The sequence below is a fragment of the Limnobacter thiooxidans genome, assembly GCF_036323495.1.
Classification (GTDB): domain Bacteria; phylum Pseudomonadota; class Gammaproteobacteria; order Burkholderiales; family Burkholderiaceae_B; genus Limnobacter; species Limnobacter thiooxidans.
Genome location: NZ_AP028947.1, coordinates 2,156,677 through 2,173,360, shown reverse-complemented (window position 1 = coordinate 2,173,360; position 16,684 = coordinate 2,156,677). Strand labels below are relative to the sequence as shown.

Below are 16,684 nucleotides of genomic sequence, written 5' to 3'. Positions count from 1 at the left end.
GCGAGCGGTGAATTCTAATGAAATTAAATAATTTGTCAATGCATAAATCAGAAATAAAAATTCCAAGTCGTGAAGACATCCTGGCTGTACTGCGCCAAGCGCAAGCCCCCTTAACCCGCGAACAGGTTTACGAGCACCTAAAACTCTCTGAAGATCAGATCCCGATTATTGAAAGACGCCTGAACGCCATGGAGCGTGATGGTCAATTGATGCCCAACAGAAAGGGCATGTTGTTGTTGTCGACCAAACTGGATTTTGTCGCCGGCAAGGTGGCTGGCCACCGTGACGGTTTTGGTTTCCTGGTGCGCGATGACCGTGGTCCCGACGCTTTCCTCTCGCCACGCGAGATGCAGAAAGTGCTTCATGGCGACCGTGTGCTGGTTCGCATTACTGGCACCGACCACCGTGGCAAGCCCGAGGGCACCATTGTCGAAGTGACCGAACGCAAAACCAACCGCCTGGTTGGCAGGTTGGTTTCCGAGCGTGGCATTTTGCTGGTCATCCCCGAAGACCAACGCATCAAGCACGACATTCTGGTGTCGCCAAAAGACATCGGCAATGCGACCCCAGGCAAAGTGGTTACTGTTGAAATCATTGAACAGCCCACCCGCCATTCACAGCCCATTGGCAAAGTGGCCGAGGTGTTGGGCGAACTCGACGACCCCGGCATGGAGATTGAAATTGCCGTGCGCAAGTTCGATGTGCCGCATGAGTTCAATCTGTTGACCATGAACCAGGCTGAAAGCATTCCCAACGAAGTCGAGCACAAGGATTTGAAAGGCCGCGTGGATTTGCGCGACGTACCTTTCGTCACGATTGACGGCGAAGACGCACGCGATTTCGACGATGCGGTGTATTGCACGCCGTCTAACGACACCAAGGGTGGCTGGCGTTTGCTGGTGGCCATTGCCGATGTGAGCCATTACGTGTTGCCCGGCACACCCATTGACCAGGAAGCCACCAAGCGGGGCACCTCGGTGTATTTTCCGCGCCGAGTTATCCCGATGCTGCCCGAGAAGCTGTCCAACGGCCTGTGTTCACTGAACCCGGGCGTGGACCGCCTTGTGCTGGTCTGCGACATGATCATTGGCCCCAAGGGCGCCATGAAGGCCTACCAGTTTTACAACGCCGTTATTCATTCGGCAGCCCGCCTGACCTACAACCAGGTTTGGGACGCGTTGACTGACCCGCAAAGCCTGACCGCAAAGGGCATGGGCCATGTGTACGGCGATGTTGAAAACCTGTACACCCTGTTCAAGGTGCTGTTGGAGTCACGGCAGCGCCGGGGCGCCATGGAAATTGACACGGTGGAAACCCAGGTGATGTTGGACCCGGAAGGCAAAATCGACAAAATTGTGCCCAAGCGACGCAACGATGCTCACCGCCTGATCGAAGAATGCATGTTGGCCGCCAACGTGTGCGCAGCCGATTTTCTGGAGCGCAGCAAGCACCCCAGCCTGTACCGCGTGCACGAAGGGCCCACTGTTGAGAAATTGCAGAACCTGCGTGCCTTCTTGCGTTCGGTGGGCTTGACACTGGATGGCGGCGATGACCCTACCAGCATGGACTACGCCAACCTGATGAAAAAAATTCAGGGCCGGCCCGACCAGGCCCTGTTGCAAACCATGATGCTGCGTTCCATGCAGCAGGCCATTTACACACCGCACAACAGCGGCCACTTTGGCCTGGCATACCCTGCGTATGCGCATTTCACATCGCCCATTCGCCGCTACCCGGATTTGATGGTTCACCGAAGCATCAAGGCGCTGTTGGCTGGCAAGCGTTACGTGCCCATGCCGCTGGACGAGCGGGAGTTTGAAGACTTCGACCCCAAGCGCAAAGTGGACAAGGCCGAAGAGATTGCCCGTTGGGACCAGTCCGGCAACTGGTTCTCCTCGACTGAGCGACGTGCCGATGAAGCATCACGCGATGTAATGTCGTGGTTGAAGTGCTTCTTCATGAAAGAACGTGTTGGCGACACCTTCCAGGGCCATGTGTCTGGCGTCACCAGTTTTGGTTTGTTCATCACGCTGGATGCCTTGTATGTGGAAGGCTTGGTGCATGTGTCTGAACTGGGTACGGAGTATTTCCAGTACAGCGACAGCCTGCATGAATTGCGCGGTGAGCGTAGTGGTATTCGCTATCGCCTGACTGACGCCATCAATGTGCAGGTGTCCAGGGTTGATCTGGATGCACGCCGCATTGAATTCCGCTTGGTGCAAGGCGTGAAGTTTGAAAGCCTGATGCGCGACTCGGGCGCTAAAACGTCTGCCAAGCCCAATGGCCGGGCAGGCAACCGTCCACAGCGCCAGCAAGGCCGACGCACCAACACGGCTCAACTTCAACAGTCCGTTCAGGATGCGGGGAAAACTGCACCAGTGTTACCGCCCGAGGAAAGCAACAGTTCCCGGGGTGGCAACAAGAAACGGGCTGCCGATGAATCGCGCAACAAAACCGCCGCCGAGAAAAAACGCAAAGAAGAAATTCAGAAAGCCAAGCAGGTCAGCCGGGCCAAACCCGCTTCCGGGACTAAAATACGCACTGCAGCGAAAAAATCTAGATAAGCGGAGCGTACCAATTGGCCATTTTGTATGGTTTTCATGCCGTGTCGGCCCGGGTCAAACAGGCCCCGGCCAGCGTGGAAGAGGTGTTGGTTGACCAACACCGAAAAGACAAACGGATGCAGCAGTTCATCGACAAGGTGAAAGCTTCAGGCATCAAGGTCAGCACGGCCGACTCGGACCGCCTTGAAAAGGCGGCCGGTCACAAGCAGCATCAGGGTGTGGTGGCTTTTGCCAAGGAATTGGCGAAATCCAATGACCTGTTTGAAATCATTGAAACCCATGGCAAGAACACCTTGCTGCTGGTGCTTGATGGTGTTACTGACCCCCACAACCTGGGCGCTTGCCTGCGCAGCGCCGATGCGGCGGGGGTGCATGCAGTGGTACTGCCCAAGGACAAGTCCGTGGGTATTACACCTGTGGTCTCGAAGGTGGCTTGTGGTGCGGCTGAAACCGTGCCGGTGATCACCGTCACCAACCTGGCCCGTACGCTGGAAGAAATTCAGGATGCAGGCGTGTGGTGTATTGGTACTGCGGGTGAAGCCACAGACACGCTGTACGATGCGGATCTGAAAGGTCCCATTGCCTGGGTACTGGGTGCCGAAGGCGATGGCATGCGTCGCCTGACGCGTGAGAAATGCGACCAACTGGTTCAAATTCCGATGATCGGCAGCGTTGAAAGCCTGAACGTGTCGGTGGCCAGTTCGGTGTGCCTGTTTGAATCCCTACGTCAACGTCAATTCTCCAAATAAGAAATATCGAAGTAACGCATGGAACAACTTACCCTGGACGCCACGCCACCCTCTGGCGACGATTCTGAAACGATCACGCTTGGCCTTTACGCTGAACGAGCCTACCTGGATTACGCCATTTCGGTTGTGAAAGGCAGGGCGCTTCCCGAGTGTGCCGATGGGCAAAAGCCGGTTCAACGCCGGATTTTGTATGCCATGAATGAAATGGGCCTGGGCAACAATGCCAAGCCCGTGAAGTCGGCCCGCGTGGTGGGTGATGTGCTGGGTAAATACCACCCGCATGGCGACCAGGCTGCCTACGATGCACTGGTGCGCATGGCGCAGAATTTCACCTTGCGTTACCCCTTGATTGATGGCCAAGGCAACTTCGGTAGCCGCGATGGCGATGGCGCTGCCGCAATGCGATACACCGAAGCCCGCCTGACACCGATTGCCAAGCTGCTGCTGGACGAAGTGGACATGGGCACAGTGGATTTTGTGCCCAACTACGATGGCAGCTTTCAGGAACCCAAACTGCTGCCCGCACGCTTGCCTTTTGTGCTGCTCAATGGCGCTTCCGGCATTGCAGTGGGCATGGCCACCGACATTCCGCCGCACAACATTCGCGAAGTGGCTGCTGCGACCATCCACTTGATCAAGCACCCGAATGCGGATCTGGACACTGTCATGGGGTATTTGCCTGCCCCTGATTTTCCCGGTGGCGCACAGATTATTTCGCCGGCCAGTGCAATGAAGGAAATCTACGCCGGTGGGCGGGGCTCCATCAAGGTGCGCGCCCGCTGGACCATTGAAGAAATGGCGCGTGGCCAGTGGCAATTGGTGGTGAAGGAGTTGCCACCCAACACCAGCACGGCCAAGGTGCTGGAAGAAATCGAAGAGCTGACCAACCCAAAGGTGAAGGCCGGCAAGAAGGGTCTGTCCACCGAGCAGCAGAACCTGAAGGCGCAGGTCTTGGCCATGCTGGATGCTGTGCGGGATGAATCAGGCAAGGAAAATGCGGTGCGTTTGGTATTCGAGCCGAAAAGCCGCAATGTGTCTGTCGAAGAGTTTTCCAACCTTTTGTTAAGCCACACCAGCCTGGAAACAAACACGTCCATCAACCTGGTGAGCATCGACAACGCAGGCCGCCCCGGCCAGCGCGGTTTGATCCCGATGCTGCTGGACTGGATCGAATTCCGCAAGGTGTGTGTAACCCGCCGCAGCCAGCACCGCCTGGCGCAGGTCAACGACCGCATTCACGTGCTGGAAGGTCGTCTGATTGCCTGGTTGAACATTGATGAAGTGATCAAGGTGATTCGTGAAAGCGATGAGCCCAAGCCTGCCCTGATTGAAGCCTTCCGTTTAAGCGACCGCCAGGCCGAAGACATTCTGGAAATTCGATTGCGTCAGTTGGCCCGTCTTGAAAAAATCAAGATTGAACAGGAACTGGCCAAGCTTGCTGAGGAAAAGGCCGATCTGGAGGCCTTGCTGGCCGATGAAGGCAAGCTGAAAACCCGAATCATCGGCGAAATTCGCAAAGACACCGACACTTATGGCGATGACCGCCGCACCCTGATTGAGGAAGCGGTCAAGGCCAGCATGGAAGTGAAAGTGGTGGATGAGCCCACCACCGTGATTGTTTCCCAGAAATTCTGGATTCGAAACCGTCAGGGCCATGGTCACGACGCAGCGCAATTCAGCTTCAAGGTGGGCGACGGCCTGTATTCCGCCTTTGAATGCCAAACCACCGACAACACTTACCTGTTTGGCGCCGGCAATGCGCTGGGCAAGGTGTTCAGCGTGCCCGTCAGCGCCTGGCCCGGTGGGCGAGGCGATGGCATACCGGCACAAAGCCTCGTGGAGCTCAACGGAGGCTCGCTAAGCCACGCTTTGGCCGCACCTGCCACCCAACCCGTGTTGCTGGCCTGCAGCGCAGCCTATGGCTTTTTGGCCAATGCTGGCAATATGGAAAGCCGCATGAAAGCGGGTAAGCAATTCATCAGCCTGAACCCGGGCGAAGTGTTGCTGCCACCGGTGCTGTTGCAACCTTCGGATGACCGGGTGGCTGTGCTTGCCGAAAGTGGTCGTTTCCATGTGTTCATGCTGGAAGAGATCAAGCAGCTGGGCGGCGGCGGGCGTGGTGTTCAGTTGTTGCCGCTGGAAGAGAAAGATTCCCTAATCGCAGCAATCGCCTTTGGCCCGGCTGACAGTCTCGTGGTTTCCGGCCTTGGTCGTGGTGGCAAAGAAAGGGATGAAATCCTGAAACCGGCGGCTTTGCTCGAACGACTTGGCAAACGTGGCCGCAAAGGCAAGGAGCTGGATATCAAGTTCAAGCCTTCGGCGATTAAGAAAACCTGATTCGAGAAAGTTCCTACAACGATCTGATAACGATAGACTTTTTAAGTCGTTCTCAATTGTGGGTGGCATTTTTATACTAGTAACTCCAATAAAAAAAGCCACCCTGCCATGTCAGTAATCAATCACATGGCCGCTGCTGTCAATCCACTGGACGCCCGTAGATTGGGCTCAATCGAAGTGGGATTGTATCGAAGTCGACGCAGTGGTCCTTTCTCCCGAACCGTGCACTCAATTGCCGGAAAGCTGCTCAAGACTTCAAGTCCGAAGGTATTGTGCGGAAATACTTCTGCGGCATCAAAAACCCAACACTATGAACTGAAGGTGATCAATCACGAATTCGATGAGGAATTCATTGATAGAACAATGCAGCAACTGCTCATTGAAGGCGAGGTTTCAGACTCAGCCCGACAACAATTGACTACGGCACGACAGAGAACGCTGCTGGGTCAGGCCATGCAGTTCGACCCGATCAATTACATAGACACAGCGGCTGAACGATCCGGAAAGTTTGATGCAAAAGCGTACCGTCACTGGAAAATAGTGATGACGGCACTCGGTTTGTCAGGCGGCAAAAGCTGGTTGATCAAACAGGGTGCCTGCTTGCCCAAAGATTCCGGGCAAATCGATTATTTGGTGAATTTGGCCCGATCCTGCCTTCAAATTGAAAAGGAGAAAGGCTGGTTTCCCGATGTCATTAATGTTCCTGTTCCAACAAAGCCAGACTCTGAAAAAACGATTGCCGAACTGGCCGGCGTTGCTTCGCTGGCAGGCCTGAGAGGAAATCATCAGACTCATGAGCGGCTTGCATGGTCGGTTAACGCACTCAGAAACCATCTGGATCCTTTGGTGCGTCCGGCCGAATTTGCATCGATCAATAACCGTTTGCTGAAAGTGGGGGTGTGGGCCCGCCGTTGTGCCAAGCCCGGTGTCATGTCCCGGGTTTTACCCATGTTGAAAAAATCGCCATTCAGGGCATTGCGCTTCGGGTTGATGGGTGCAGATCAGACGGATGGAAATCAGCCGCGGCTGGTCGGCAAAAATGCACAACCCAAACAGATCTGCTCAATTTTTCATCATTTGATTGATCGCATGGAAGGTGCATCCCGTCTGAAGTTATTTGATGGCGGGCGCGTGGGCATCAATACCAAAGGTGTCGGCGTGGTGTTGACCAGCCTGGTTTCCTTTTTCGTGTTCCATCTGAAATTCGGACTTCTGGCCTTGCGCTTGCGCACTGCGGGCATTGAAATTGCCATGCCGCCGTACAACATGGAGTTGATGATTTATTCCAGCAAAGGCAGGTCGGTTCAAGCGGGGCTTGGGGCTGCCTTGGGGCCTGAATTTGGTTTGGCTCAAGCCACCGTGGGTGGAGAGTTCAACCCCTTGATTCGCGAGCAGCAGCATTCAAAGGGAATTGTGTTGCGAATGCCCCGCGTGAGGGGCCACGAGGAGCAATTGCGTACCCGATTCAAATCCATGATTTCTGATTTACTGGAGTGGTCTGCCCAGCCCGAGTTTCAAACCAGTACAACGTCCGGTGAGTTACTGAAAAAGCTGATGGGAAAATACTCCGAAATGTCAGTCAGTGAAATTGGCAAGTACACCCAGAAAAAGCGTGGCATGTCTGCAGGTGTCGAGGCATCACTGGCCTTGAATGCGGGCGAGGTCAGGTTTTCTGCGACTGCTGACACCAAGCTGGAGTTTACTTCCAGAATGAAGCGCCTGTATGAAGACAGCAAAGGCGCGATCCACGTGACAAAGCGCATTCTTGGTCGACAGTTGAAGGCATTCAGCGGAGTAGAGTTGGGCGTTCGCTCTTCTTTCAGCACTGACGATGCCCGTTACAATGCGCCATCTTTGCTTGGATGGGGGCATAGCGTGGATTGGCTCTCTGGTTCGCGAGAAGCGCGCCGGGAGGTGGTTTATAACGATGGTTCCCTGCATGGCATGTCATTTTTGGAAGTGCAGTTTCAAAGTTTCAAAGACTTCAGGCAAAGCGTATTGAACAATCTGAACAATTGGGTCGAAACGCGGGCTGCACAAAAAAAGACAGACATCAAAACTGCGAAACGACAGATTATGGATTTCCTCGGCAAGGTTGAAGCGGAAAGAAGTTCAACGCGAACCTATGCAATCCGGGCGGAAGTGAAGCCTGAAGTGGCCAGAAAAATCGATCAGATGAATGCCTTGATCCAATTGCTGGATCGCAGGTCAATCAAGGCATCCCCGATGCTTGCTGCCTCTTTGAAAGCGAATGTCGAAGCCATTCTGGATCACCCTCTGTCTTATGAGCCCACTTCATTTCGTGTTTTTGAGCGCCACGATCAATCGCAATACAGGGGATTGCACTTTGCACTGAACAGTCATTCGGCAACGGGAGCCGAAGGTGTTCATGCCCAAGCGAGGTTGATGTAATTCGGTTTGCGCGTTTGTCTGCATGTTGCGACCCTTCATTGGGAAGCAGTTTTCCAGATGACCCTGGGGTCGAATTTAAGCATCATGTTGCACCGGGGAATCACTGCAAGTACCTGAAAGGGGGACTGGCTTGTGTCCCGTTTGATCGGTGTTGCAATGCCGTGCCCAGTTTCATTGATCAGGCTATAAACAATAGGCGTATTGGCATTTTCGCCGCGTTTGAACACCACGCCGGTTTCACCATTTCCCAGTTTGACGAAGCTGCCAGGCGGATAAATTCCTACCTGCTTGATCAGACAGGCCGGGAACGGGTTATTTTCATGGCGACCTTCAACAGTGAACATGAGTCGAGATGCTTCGCTGGCCAGCATGGGTTTTCGGTGAGCCCGGGGACTCACTTTTGCGCAGAATATATCCACTGTTCTTAACAGCAAGGCGCTCGGTGAGGGCGTATCCAAACCCCTCGGGTAACCCTTGCCATCGAGTTGCTCGTGATGCTCCATCACTGTTTGAAGCCATGCGGAATCGCGTACGCCCAGTGTGTGCAATATCCGAAAGCCCTGCTCGGGATGACTCTTGACGGCCTGTTGTTGTTCCGGTGTCAATGGTGTGGCCTGGTTACACAATGTGTGTTGAAGATCAAGCATGGCGATGTTCATGGTCAATGCAGCACAACACAGGCTTTGGCGTTCCTGGGTACTCCATTCCAGGCGTTTGGCCACCAGTTCTGCAACCACCGCGCAATGCAGACTGTGAGTGACAGGGTAGCGACCTTGCTCCATCAACATGATTGCAGCCAAGGCCACATCGGCGCTGCGCTCACTCAGCAAACGCACAAGGTCGGCCAGTTCCTGAACCTGTTCTGAGAATTTTCCATCGGTGGCAGGCTTTTTCAGCACTTGGCCCAACCTGACCTGAATATCTTCCCAAAGGCGCCACGGATCAAACTGGTGTTTGTTGCGTCCCTCGTTGTCCAGGCTGACCTTGATGCTGCTCAGCTCCACGTACATGCCGCGTTCAATCAAATCGGGCAGGTGAATGTGCTTGTCCAGGATAAACCCTTTGCGCAACAGCAAGTTCGACGAAATGTCATAGATGTTCCAGGGCAAGGGCTCATCCTGCCGTATTTGTTGGGCAAGCAGTCGGTGCATGACCATGTGGGCTTCCATGTCGGGACAAACGTCGGGTTTCCAGGAATTTCCACAGTATTCAGGCTTACTGCCAGCAACAATCCCGCTTGGGGGTAGGGCAAGCGGGTGAGGTCTTGAAATATCCAGACTTGTCCCAATATTCCCGCCATCAGTTCAAACATCAAAGGGAGCTAAACATGGGTGCAATGAAGGAAACGATGGGTTTTCAAACAGAGGTGAAGCAACTTCTGCATTTGATGATTCATTCCCTGTATTCCAACAAGGAAATTTTTCTTCGCGAGCTTGTGTCCAACGCATCAGACGCTTGCGACAAACTGCGCTTTGAGGCCATCAACAACGCAGGCCTGTTTGAAAGCGACAGTGAACTCAAAATCCGTGTGAGCTTCGACAAGGAAGCCCGCACCATAACCATTGAAGACAACGGCATTGGATTGAGCCGCGAAGACGCGATTGAGCACCTGGGCACCATTGCCAAATCGGGTACCAAAGAATTTTTCGGCAAGCTCAGTGGCGACCAGCAAAAGGACGCGGCACTGATCGGCCAGTTCGGCGTGGGTTTCTACTCCGCCTTTATTGTGGCTGACAAGGTGACTGTGCGCTCACGCAAGGCCGGTTTGCCAGCAGCGCAAGGTATGGAATGGGAATCGAAAGGCGACGGCGAGTTCAGTGTGGAAGCACTGGAAAAAGCGGACCGAGGCACCCAGATTATTCTGCACCTGAAAGCCGATGAAGAGGAATTGCTGTCGGGCTGGAAGCTGAAATCCATCCTGACCAAGTACTCCGACCACATTTCCCTGCCCATTCAGATGTTGAAAGAAGAATGGGATGAAGAGGCCGGTGGCATGAAGGCTACAGGTGAATGGGAAAATGTGAACAAGGCCAATGCGCTGTGGGCCCGCGCGAAAAGCGATATCACACCCGAGCAATACAACGAATTTTACAAAACCATCAGCTTTGATTTTGCCGACCCGCTCGCCTACACCCACAACCGTGTGGAAGGCGGTCGTTCAGAATACACCTCTCTGCTGTATGTGCCCGCAAAGGCCCCGTATGACCTTTGGGATCGGAACCAGCAGAAAGGCATCAAGCTGTACGTGAAGCGTGTTTTCATCATGGACGATGCTGAGCAGCTCATGCCCCCTTATATGCGCTTTGTTAAAGGCGTCATTGATTCTGCCGATTTGCCCCTGAACGTGTCGCGTGAAATTTTGCAGGAAAGCCGCGATGTCAAGGCGATTCGCGAAGGTTCAGTGAAGAAGGTATTGGGCTTGCTGGAAGACATGGCTGCCAATGAGGCTGAAAAATATGCTTCCTTCTGGGCAGAGTTTGGCCAGGTTCTGAAAGAGGGTATGGGTGATGACCCGGCCAACAAGGAACGCATCGCCAAATTGTTGCGTTTTGCAAGTACTCAAAGCGAAGGCGAAGCTCAAACCGTGTCGCTGGCCGATTATGTTGCGCGCATGAAAGAAGGGCAGGAAAAGATCTACTACGTCACGGCCGACACTTATGCTGCTGCCAAGTACAGCCCGCACCTGGAAGTGTTCAAAAAGAAGGGTGTGGAAGTGCTGTTGTTGAGCGACCGTGTCGATGAGTGGATGTTGTCCTACCTACAGGACTTCGAAGGCAAGGAATTGCAAAGCTGTGCGAAGGGCGGGTTGGATTTGGGGGCCTTGGAAGATGAAAACGACAAGGAAACCAAGAAGAAGGTTGAAGACGAGTTCAAGGATGTGTTGAAAAAGGTTGAAGACCTGCTCAAGGATCGCATTAAAGAAGCCCGTGTCACGCTGCGACTGACGGACAGTCCTGCTTGTATCGTGGCCGATGAAATGGGCATGAGCGAGCATCTGAAGCGCATGTTGAAGCAGGCTGGGCAGAATGCACCTGAAAGCAAGCCAATCCTGGAGCTGAACCCGGAACACCCTTTCATTCAGCGCCTGAAAATCGAAACCAGCCATTTCGACGAGTGGGTGAACGTGTTGTTTGATCAGGCTGTTCTGGCGGAAGGAGGCCAACTGGATGATCCAGCCGGCTTCGTGCGTCGATTGAACATGCTGTTGCTGACAGTCAAGGCTTGATGATCTAGCCCAGTTCAGTGGCTGACGGGTTGGGCCTGATCACTCAGTGCCCAACCCAGTCGGCTTTGCAGCGCATTGGCCAAGTACAGCGATTGTTCGAAAAAACGCTGAACATATTTCAGGTCGGCCTGCGTGAGCATGGTTTCTTGCCAGCGCAATTGAAACTCTGATTTGTCGCGATCTTCCCAGATGTAAACCGGTAACCTCACGCGTTCCATCAGTGAATTGAACTGCGCACACTCCCTTCGAATTTCTTCCAGATTGTTGTCGTCATCCTGCTCGATCACCCGGTGAATACAGGTCACTTCCAGTCGGTTCTTGTGAACTTGCTTGATTTCAAGCCATGCGTTGGGTGAGCTGGATTGAAGCGTCACAGGTGGAATTGGAGCAGACCGAGCCTTTGAATAAGGGTCTTTGAGTTTTCCAACCCAGGCGGCCAGTGCGGTGATGAGTTCTTGTTCGTTCAATGAAGGCATGTTGGCTCTAATTCAGGCGTGGTATCTGAATTAAGTGCTCTGTGGCGAAAACTGGTTCCAAAAAATCCTGGGGAATGAAAAAAGTCACCCGTTTTCGGGTGACTTGTCAATTCCTGCAAAAATGAAAGCGTTTTACAGGTTGGAGGTGATCTGACCGTTTACAACTTTGACACGGTCGCCAGATTGCCAGTTGGGCAAGCTGCTGAAGCTGAATACGTCTGAGCCACCGTCATCGAACTGCACCACCACGTCATATTGGGTGCTGGCTTTTCGGTCTTTCTCAATCTTGTTGCCAAGTACCGCGCCGCCTACAACACCCGCAGCCGTAGCCACCTTCTGGCCATTGCCGCCACCGATCTGGCTGCCCAACAGGCCGCCGACAACACCCCCAGCCACTGCACCCAGGCCAGAACCCTCGCCTTGAATGGTTCGCTGGCGAACTTCAACGACCCGGCCACAGGTATTACAGGTGGCTGCGGTTTGTACAGGGGCAGGTTTGGCAGCAACCGGTTTGGAGGCTGCCTTTTTCGCAGCAGCTTCCTGCTTTGCCTTGGCTTCTTCTTTGGCCTCTTTTTCAGCCTTGGCCTCTTCCTCAATTCGTGCCTGCTCTTCCATTTGAGCGATTTCCTGGTCACTCATATTGGCTTGGCTGTTTGGCAAAAGGCCGGTCATGGACGCAATGGCAATGCCACTGGCCAAAATAACGGCAACTGCGGCTGTAATAATCAGGGGATGTGTACGTTTGGTTTCCATTCTCTTTCTCCACACGAAATGTGTTTGTGTTGCTATTAACGCCGGTATCCAGAAAAAGGAATACAACGATTATTTACTAAGATATCGCATTGCTGTTTCAAGACCGCCGACCGTAAGGGGGTGCATCCGGCTTTCCATGATTTTTTGGATGATTTCCACGCTTTGCCGATATTGCCAAAGTCCTTCGGGTTCCGGGTTCAACCAGACCGCCTTGGGGAAGCGATCCAGAAAGCGACGCAGCCACACCGCGCCAGCTTCCTTGTTGTTGTACTCCACCGAGCCACCAGGCTGAAGAATTTCATAGGGGCTCATGGTGGCATCGCCCACAAAAATCAGGCGGTAGTCGCTGTTGTAAGTGCGCAGAATGTCTGTGGTCTGGAAGCGCTCGCTGTGTCGGCGGTGGTTCTTTTTCCAAAGGAAGTCGTAAACGCAGTTGTGAAAGTAGTAAAACTCGAGATGCTTGAATTCGCTTTTTGCGGCAGAAAACAGTTCTTCCGTGCGGCGGATGTGGTCATCCATTGAACCGCCCACGTCCAGCAGCATCAGCACCTTGACCGAGTTGTGGCGCTCAGGGCGCATTTTAAGGTCCAGCCAGCCGGCGTTGCGCGCTGTGGATTCAATGGTGTTGTCCAGGTCCAGTTCATCTTGGGCGCCTTCGCGGGCAAAACGACGCAAGCGGCGTAAGGCAATCTTGATGTTGCGCGTACCGATTTCCAGTTCATCGTCGTAGTCCTGGTACAGGCGTTGGTCCCACACCTTCACTGCGCGGCGATTGCGGCTTTCATCCTGGCCGATTCGCACACCTTCGGGGTTGAAGCCGTTGTTGCCAAATGGTGAGGTACCACCCGAGCCAATCCACTTGCTGCCGCCTTCATGGCGTTCCTTCTGTTCCTTCAGCAGTTCCTTGAGGCGCTCCATCAGTTTGTCCAGCCCACCCATGGCTTCAATGGCCGCCATTTCTTCCGGGGTGAATTCGCGGTTAAAGCGTTTCTCCAGCCAGTCTTTGGGTAACTGGGCGAACAAGTCCATGTTCTTTTCCAAGCCCTTGAAATAATTGCCGAACACTTGGTCAAAGCGGTCGAAAAACCGTTCGTCTTTGACCAGGGTAAGCCGTGACAAATGGTAGAAATTGTCCAGGCTTGGCGTCATGAATTGCGCTTTCATGCCCTCAAGCAGGGTGAGGTATTCCCGCACGCTGACGGGAATTTTGGCATCGCGAAGTTGGAAGAAAAAATCCAGTAGCACAGCAACAGCCCTTCTTTATCGACCCTGACGGGCCATGAAAACCAAGCGGTTGAACAGTTCAATGTCTTGCTCGTTCTTGAGCAGGGCACCGTGCATGGGTGGAATGGCGTCCTTGCCGTCCTTGGCTTGAAGTGCGCTGGCAGGTATGTCCTCAGCCAACAGCAATCGAAGCCAGTCTATTAACTCCGATGTGGTTGGCTTTTTCTTCAGGCCGGGCAGGGCACGAATGCCGAAGAAACTGGCCATGGCAGCGTCCAGCAATTCCTTTTTGAGGTTCTTGAAATGCACCGCCACAATGCTTTCCATGGTGGCTTTGTCTGGAAACTGAATGTAGTGGAAAAAGCAGCGGCGCAGGAAAGCGTCGGGCAGCTCTTTTTCGTTGTTCGACGTGATGATGACGATGGGGCGGTGGGTCGCCTTGATCAATTGCTTGGTTTCATAGCAATAGAATTCCATGCGGTCGATTTCGCGCAACAAATCATTGGGAAACTCGATGTCGGCTTTGTCGATTTCATCAATCAACAGCACCACCGGCTTTTCGCTTTCGAACGCCTGCCACAACACGCCTTTGACGATGTAGTTCTTGATGTCCTTGACGCGTTCTTCACCCAGTTGGGAATCGCGCAGGCGGCTGACCGCGTCGTATTCGTACAAGCCTTGCTGGGCTTTGGTCGTTGATTTGATGTGCCATTGCATCAGCTCCAGACCCAGCGATGCAGCCACTTCTTCCGCCAACAGGGTTTTGCCCGTGCCGGGTTCGCCTTTGATCAACAAGGGGCGCTGCAGGGTGATGGCGGCGTTCACCGCCAGTTTGAGGTCTTCTGTGGCGACGTAAGTATTACTACCTTCAAAACGCATTTTTGTAATTCCTGGTAATTTGATTGTGTCAGTGTAAGTGCAATTCAGTGCTATTTTGCTGAAATTTTCATCCAAACAAGCGCTTTCGTCGAGCTGTTCATAGACTAAACACTCGATCGACCGTAAAATGACAAGGTTTTTGTCCAGCGCCCCAGAGCGGCTGACCACCAATTACATTTGTTGACGAGAGAGCGAGATGAAACGTATCGGTTTGACTGTTCGCGCCGCGAGCGCAGTGGGCCTTTTGGCTGCCCTGGCATTTGCCACTCCGGCCCAGGCTGTTGAAGGCAATGCCGAAGCTGCGGCATCGAAGAAATCCATGTGTATCGGTTGCCATGGCATTCCCGGTTACAAGGCCAGCTTCCCTGAAGTTTACAACGTGCCTTACATTGCTGGCCAAAACGCCAAGTACATTGAAGCGGCATTGACTGCCTATAAAAAGGGCGATCGCAAGCACCCCACCATGCGCGGTATTGCTGAAACACTGACCGAACAAGACATCGCTGACCTCGCCGCGTACTACGCGCAGGCCAAGTGATTTGCAACAGGGACATTAAAAAATGAAAACAACTTTCGCTATCGCTGCCGCCTTGTTTGCAGCCTCATTTTCAGTTCAGGCCGCTGACATTGCTGCTGGCCAAGCCAAAGCAGAAGCCCAGTGTGCAGCCTGCCACGCGGTTGAAGGCAACTGGAACAAAACCATGGACCCTTCCTATCCAAAGCTGGCCGGTCAGCATGCTGACTACATCGCCAACACTTTGAAGCAGTATCAGCGTGGTGGCCGTAACAATGCCATCATGGGCGGTATGGCTGCTGGTCTTAGCCAGCAAGACATCAAAGACCTGTCCGCTTTCTTCGCTTCCATGAAAGGCGACTTGTACTTGAAAAAGTAAACTGACATCGGCCGTTTTTCGGCCAGATTCGATGAAAACCCGCTTGAGCCGTTTTGGTCAAAGCGGGTTTTTTTATAGCTCGCCTTGCTGTGTCAGTGTGGGGGGAATTCGTCGTAGTTCGGGCCGTCAACTCGTCGTGGTTTACTTGTTCCGCACTGAAAATCGCTTTCTCCCTTTTTGAATTCAACCCAGTTCACCAAGCTCGGCAAAAATGACGGCCGAGGCTTGGTGTCGGCTTTCGCCCGAACACTGTGTTGAACTCAAAACGGGGCGACTTTCTTAAAGTGCGGAACAAGCAAATCCACTACCGAATTGACTGAGCCACTACCGGGTTAATTAGCACACAACTGTGAGTCATCACGAGTACGTTGCGACAAAACTCAGCTGGCCAATCGCGCGCGCGTCATCAATCACCGGCTTGTTTGCTGCCCAATCGGCAGCGAGGTTCCAATCGTTTCGCCATTCAAGAAAACCTGCCCGTTTGAATTCACATGTCACGTTCGGCGGCAAGCCGACACTGTTCTCGGCCATGTGTTTTGCCGAGAACAGTGAGTCAATGTGAATTTCAAAAAGGGATCAACAGGTTTTCAGGCGAGCAATTGGAACCTCGCTGCTGATTGAGGCAACTACATCTGAGGCAACTACATCTAACCGAGCGATTGGAATTCGCCCCGAGTGGGTAGCTAAGCTGCCAACCAGGCGACTGGAATTCGCGCCGAGCGGGCGTCAAACCCCGCTGTGTTCCAGAATGCATTGAATGTAGTTGTCGCTGCTAAACGCCACACCATTCTTTTGCTGCTGGTAAATTTGCTCGGCAAGGCATTCAAATACCTGGTGTGCTGCTTTGTGCTCATCACCCATCTTCTCGCACAGCTTAGCGAACGCAGCACGAATACCCGGCGGCTGGTCAATGCTGACCTGTTCAGCAACCGCCAGGTGCATGGACAAGTGGAGGAAGGGGTTGCTTTGACCCGCTTCAACCGCGTAGTCCGCTGCAAGAATGGCTTCAGGCTCGGCATCAAACACGGCAAAGTATTCGGGGTGGCGGGTCATCCACTGAAGGGCAAGGCTTTCTGCTTCGCTCAGCGGGTCTTCGCGGTGGTATTTCTTCCAGCTGTTCAGGAAAAAAAGTCGGGCCTGGTCACGTGTGGGGTTAAACATGGAACGATCA

Annotated in this window: 14 protein-coding genes; 7 read left to right on the top strand and 7 right to left on the bottom strand. The window is 53.4% G+C overall.

Features of this window, described 5'->3' with window-relative positions; all coding sequences use genetic code 11:
- Nucleotides 1-38: 38 nt before the first annotated feature.
- The 4 genes from rnr (at nt 39) to RGQ30_RS09915 (ending at nt 8,062) form a co-directional block, all read left to right on the top strand.
- The gene (gene rnr, locus RGQ30_RS09930; RefSeq protein ID WP_130556068.1) at nt 39-2,564 is read left to right on the top strand and encodes a ribonuclease R; all 2,526 of its coding nucleotides are present in this window, start codon (nt 39-41) and stop codon (nt 2,562-2,564) included.
- A 14-nt stretch (nt 2,565-2,578) separates the two neighbouring features.
- A complete protein-coding gene (rlmB, locus tag RGQ30_RS09925) occupies nt 2,579-3,313 on the top strand; it encodes a 23S rRNA (guanosine(2251)-2'-O)-methyltransferase RlmB (RefSeq protein ID WP_130556069.1) in 735 nt (244 codons plus the stop codon).
- Between the two features lie 18 nt (nt 3,314-3,331).
- A complete protein-coding gene (gene parC / locus RGQ30_RS09920) occupies nt 3,332-5,650 on the top strand; it encodes a DNA topoisomerase IV subunit A (protein ID WP_130556070.1) in 2,319 nt (772 codons plus the stop codon).
- Nucleotides 5,651-5,758: 108 nt separating this feature from the next.
- Nucleotides 5,759-8,062, top strand: a complete 2,304-nt coding sequence (locus RGQ30_RS09915) for a hypothetical protein (RefSeq protein ID WP_130556071.1) — start codon at nt 5,759-5,761, stop codon at nt 8,060-8,062.
- A 35-nt stretch (nt 8,063-8,097) separates the two neighbouring features.
- Here the strand turns inward: RGQ30_RS09915 and RGQ30_RS09910 are convergent, their stop codons facing one another.
- Entirely contained in the window at nt 8,098-9,219 is a 1,122-nt protein-coding gene (locus tag RGQ30_RS09910; protein ID WP_338284368.1) for an HD-GYP domain-containing protein, read from the bottom strand.
- A 170-nt stretch (nt 9,220-9,389) separates the two neighbouring features.
- Between RGQ30_RS09910 and htpG the strand changes: the two genes are divergently transcribed.
- On the top strand, nt 9,390-11,288 hold the full coding sequence (htpG, locus tag RGQ30_RS09905; protein ID WP_130556073.1) for a molecular chaperone HtpG: 1,899 nt from the start codon (nt 9,390-9,392) through the stop codon (nt 11,286-11,288).
- A 14-nt stretch (nt 11,289-11,302) separates the two neighbouring features.
- Here htpG and RGQ30_RS09900 read toward each other — a convergent pair whose 3' ends face one another.
- The 4 genes from RGQ30_RS09900 to RGQ30_RS09885 all read right to left on the bottom strand — a co-directional run bounded on the left by RGQ30_RS09900 (nt 11,303) and on the right by RGQ30_RS09885 (nt 14,620).
- Nucleotides 11,303-11,764: a hypothetical protein gene (locus tag RGQ30_RS09900; protein ID WP_130556074.1), complete on the bottom strand. Its 462-nt coding sequence runs from the start codon at nt 11,762-11,764 to the stop codon at nt 11,303-11,305.
- Nucleotides 11,765-11,896: 132 nt separating this feature from the next.
- Entirely contained in the window at nt 11,897-12,517 is a 621-nt protein-coding gene (locus tag RGQ30_RS09895; protein WP_130556075.1) for an outer membrane lipoprotein, read from the bottom strand.
- 69 nt (nt 12,518-12,586) lie between these two features.
- Nucleotides 12,587-13,762, bottom strand: a complete 1,176-nt coding sequence (locus tag RGQ30_RS09890) for a vWA domain-containing protein (protein WP_130556076.1) — start codon at nt 13,760-13,762, stop codon at nt 12,587-12,589.
- 15 nt (nt 13,763-13,777) lie between these two features.
- Entirely contained in the window at nt 13,778-14,620 is an 843-nt protein-coding gene (locus RGQ30_RS09885) for an AAA family ATPase (RefSeq protein WP_130556077.1), read from the bottom strand.
- 196 nt (nt 14,621-14,816) lie between these two features.
- Here RGQ30_RS09885 and RGQ30_RS09880 point away from each other — a divergent pair, with 196 nt between their 5' ends.
- Both RGQ30_RS09880 and RGQ30_RS09875 read left to right on the top strand, forming a co-directional pair.
- Nucleotides 14,817-15,158, top strand: a complete 342-nt coding sequence (locus RGQ30_RS09880; RefSeq protein ID WP_130556078.1) for a c-type cytochrome — start codon at nt 14,817-14,819, stop codon at nt 15,156-15,158.
- Between the two features lie 22 nt (nt 15,159-15,180).
- On the top strand, nt 15,181-15,513 hold the full coding sequence (locus RGQ30_RS09875; RefSeq protein ID WP_130556079.1) for a c-type cytochrome: 333 nt from the start codon (nt 15,181-15,183) through the stop codon (nt 15,511-15,513).
- 357 nt (nt 15,514-15,870) lie between these two features.
- Here RGQ30_RS09875 and RGQ30_RS09870 read toward each other — a convergent pair whose 3' ends face one another.
- On the bottom strand, nt 15,871-16,044 hold the full coding sequence (locus RGQ30_RS09870) for a hypothetical protein (protein ID WP_298215844.1): 174 nt from the start codon (nt 16,042-16,044) through the stop codon (nt 15,871-15,873).
- Nucleotides 16,045-16,239: 195 nt separating this feature from the next.
- Nucleotides 16,240-16,674, bottom strand: coding sequence for a DUF1841 family protein (locus RGQ30_RS09865; protein WP_130556080.1), 435 nt, complete (start codon nt 16,672-16,674; stop codon nt 16,240-16,242).
- Nucleotides 16,675-16,684 lie beyond the last annotated feature (10 nt).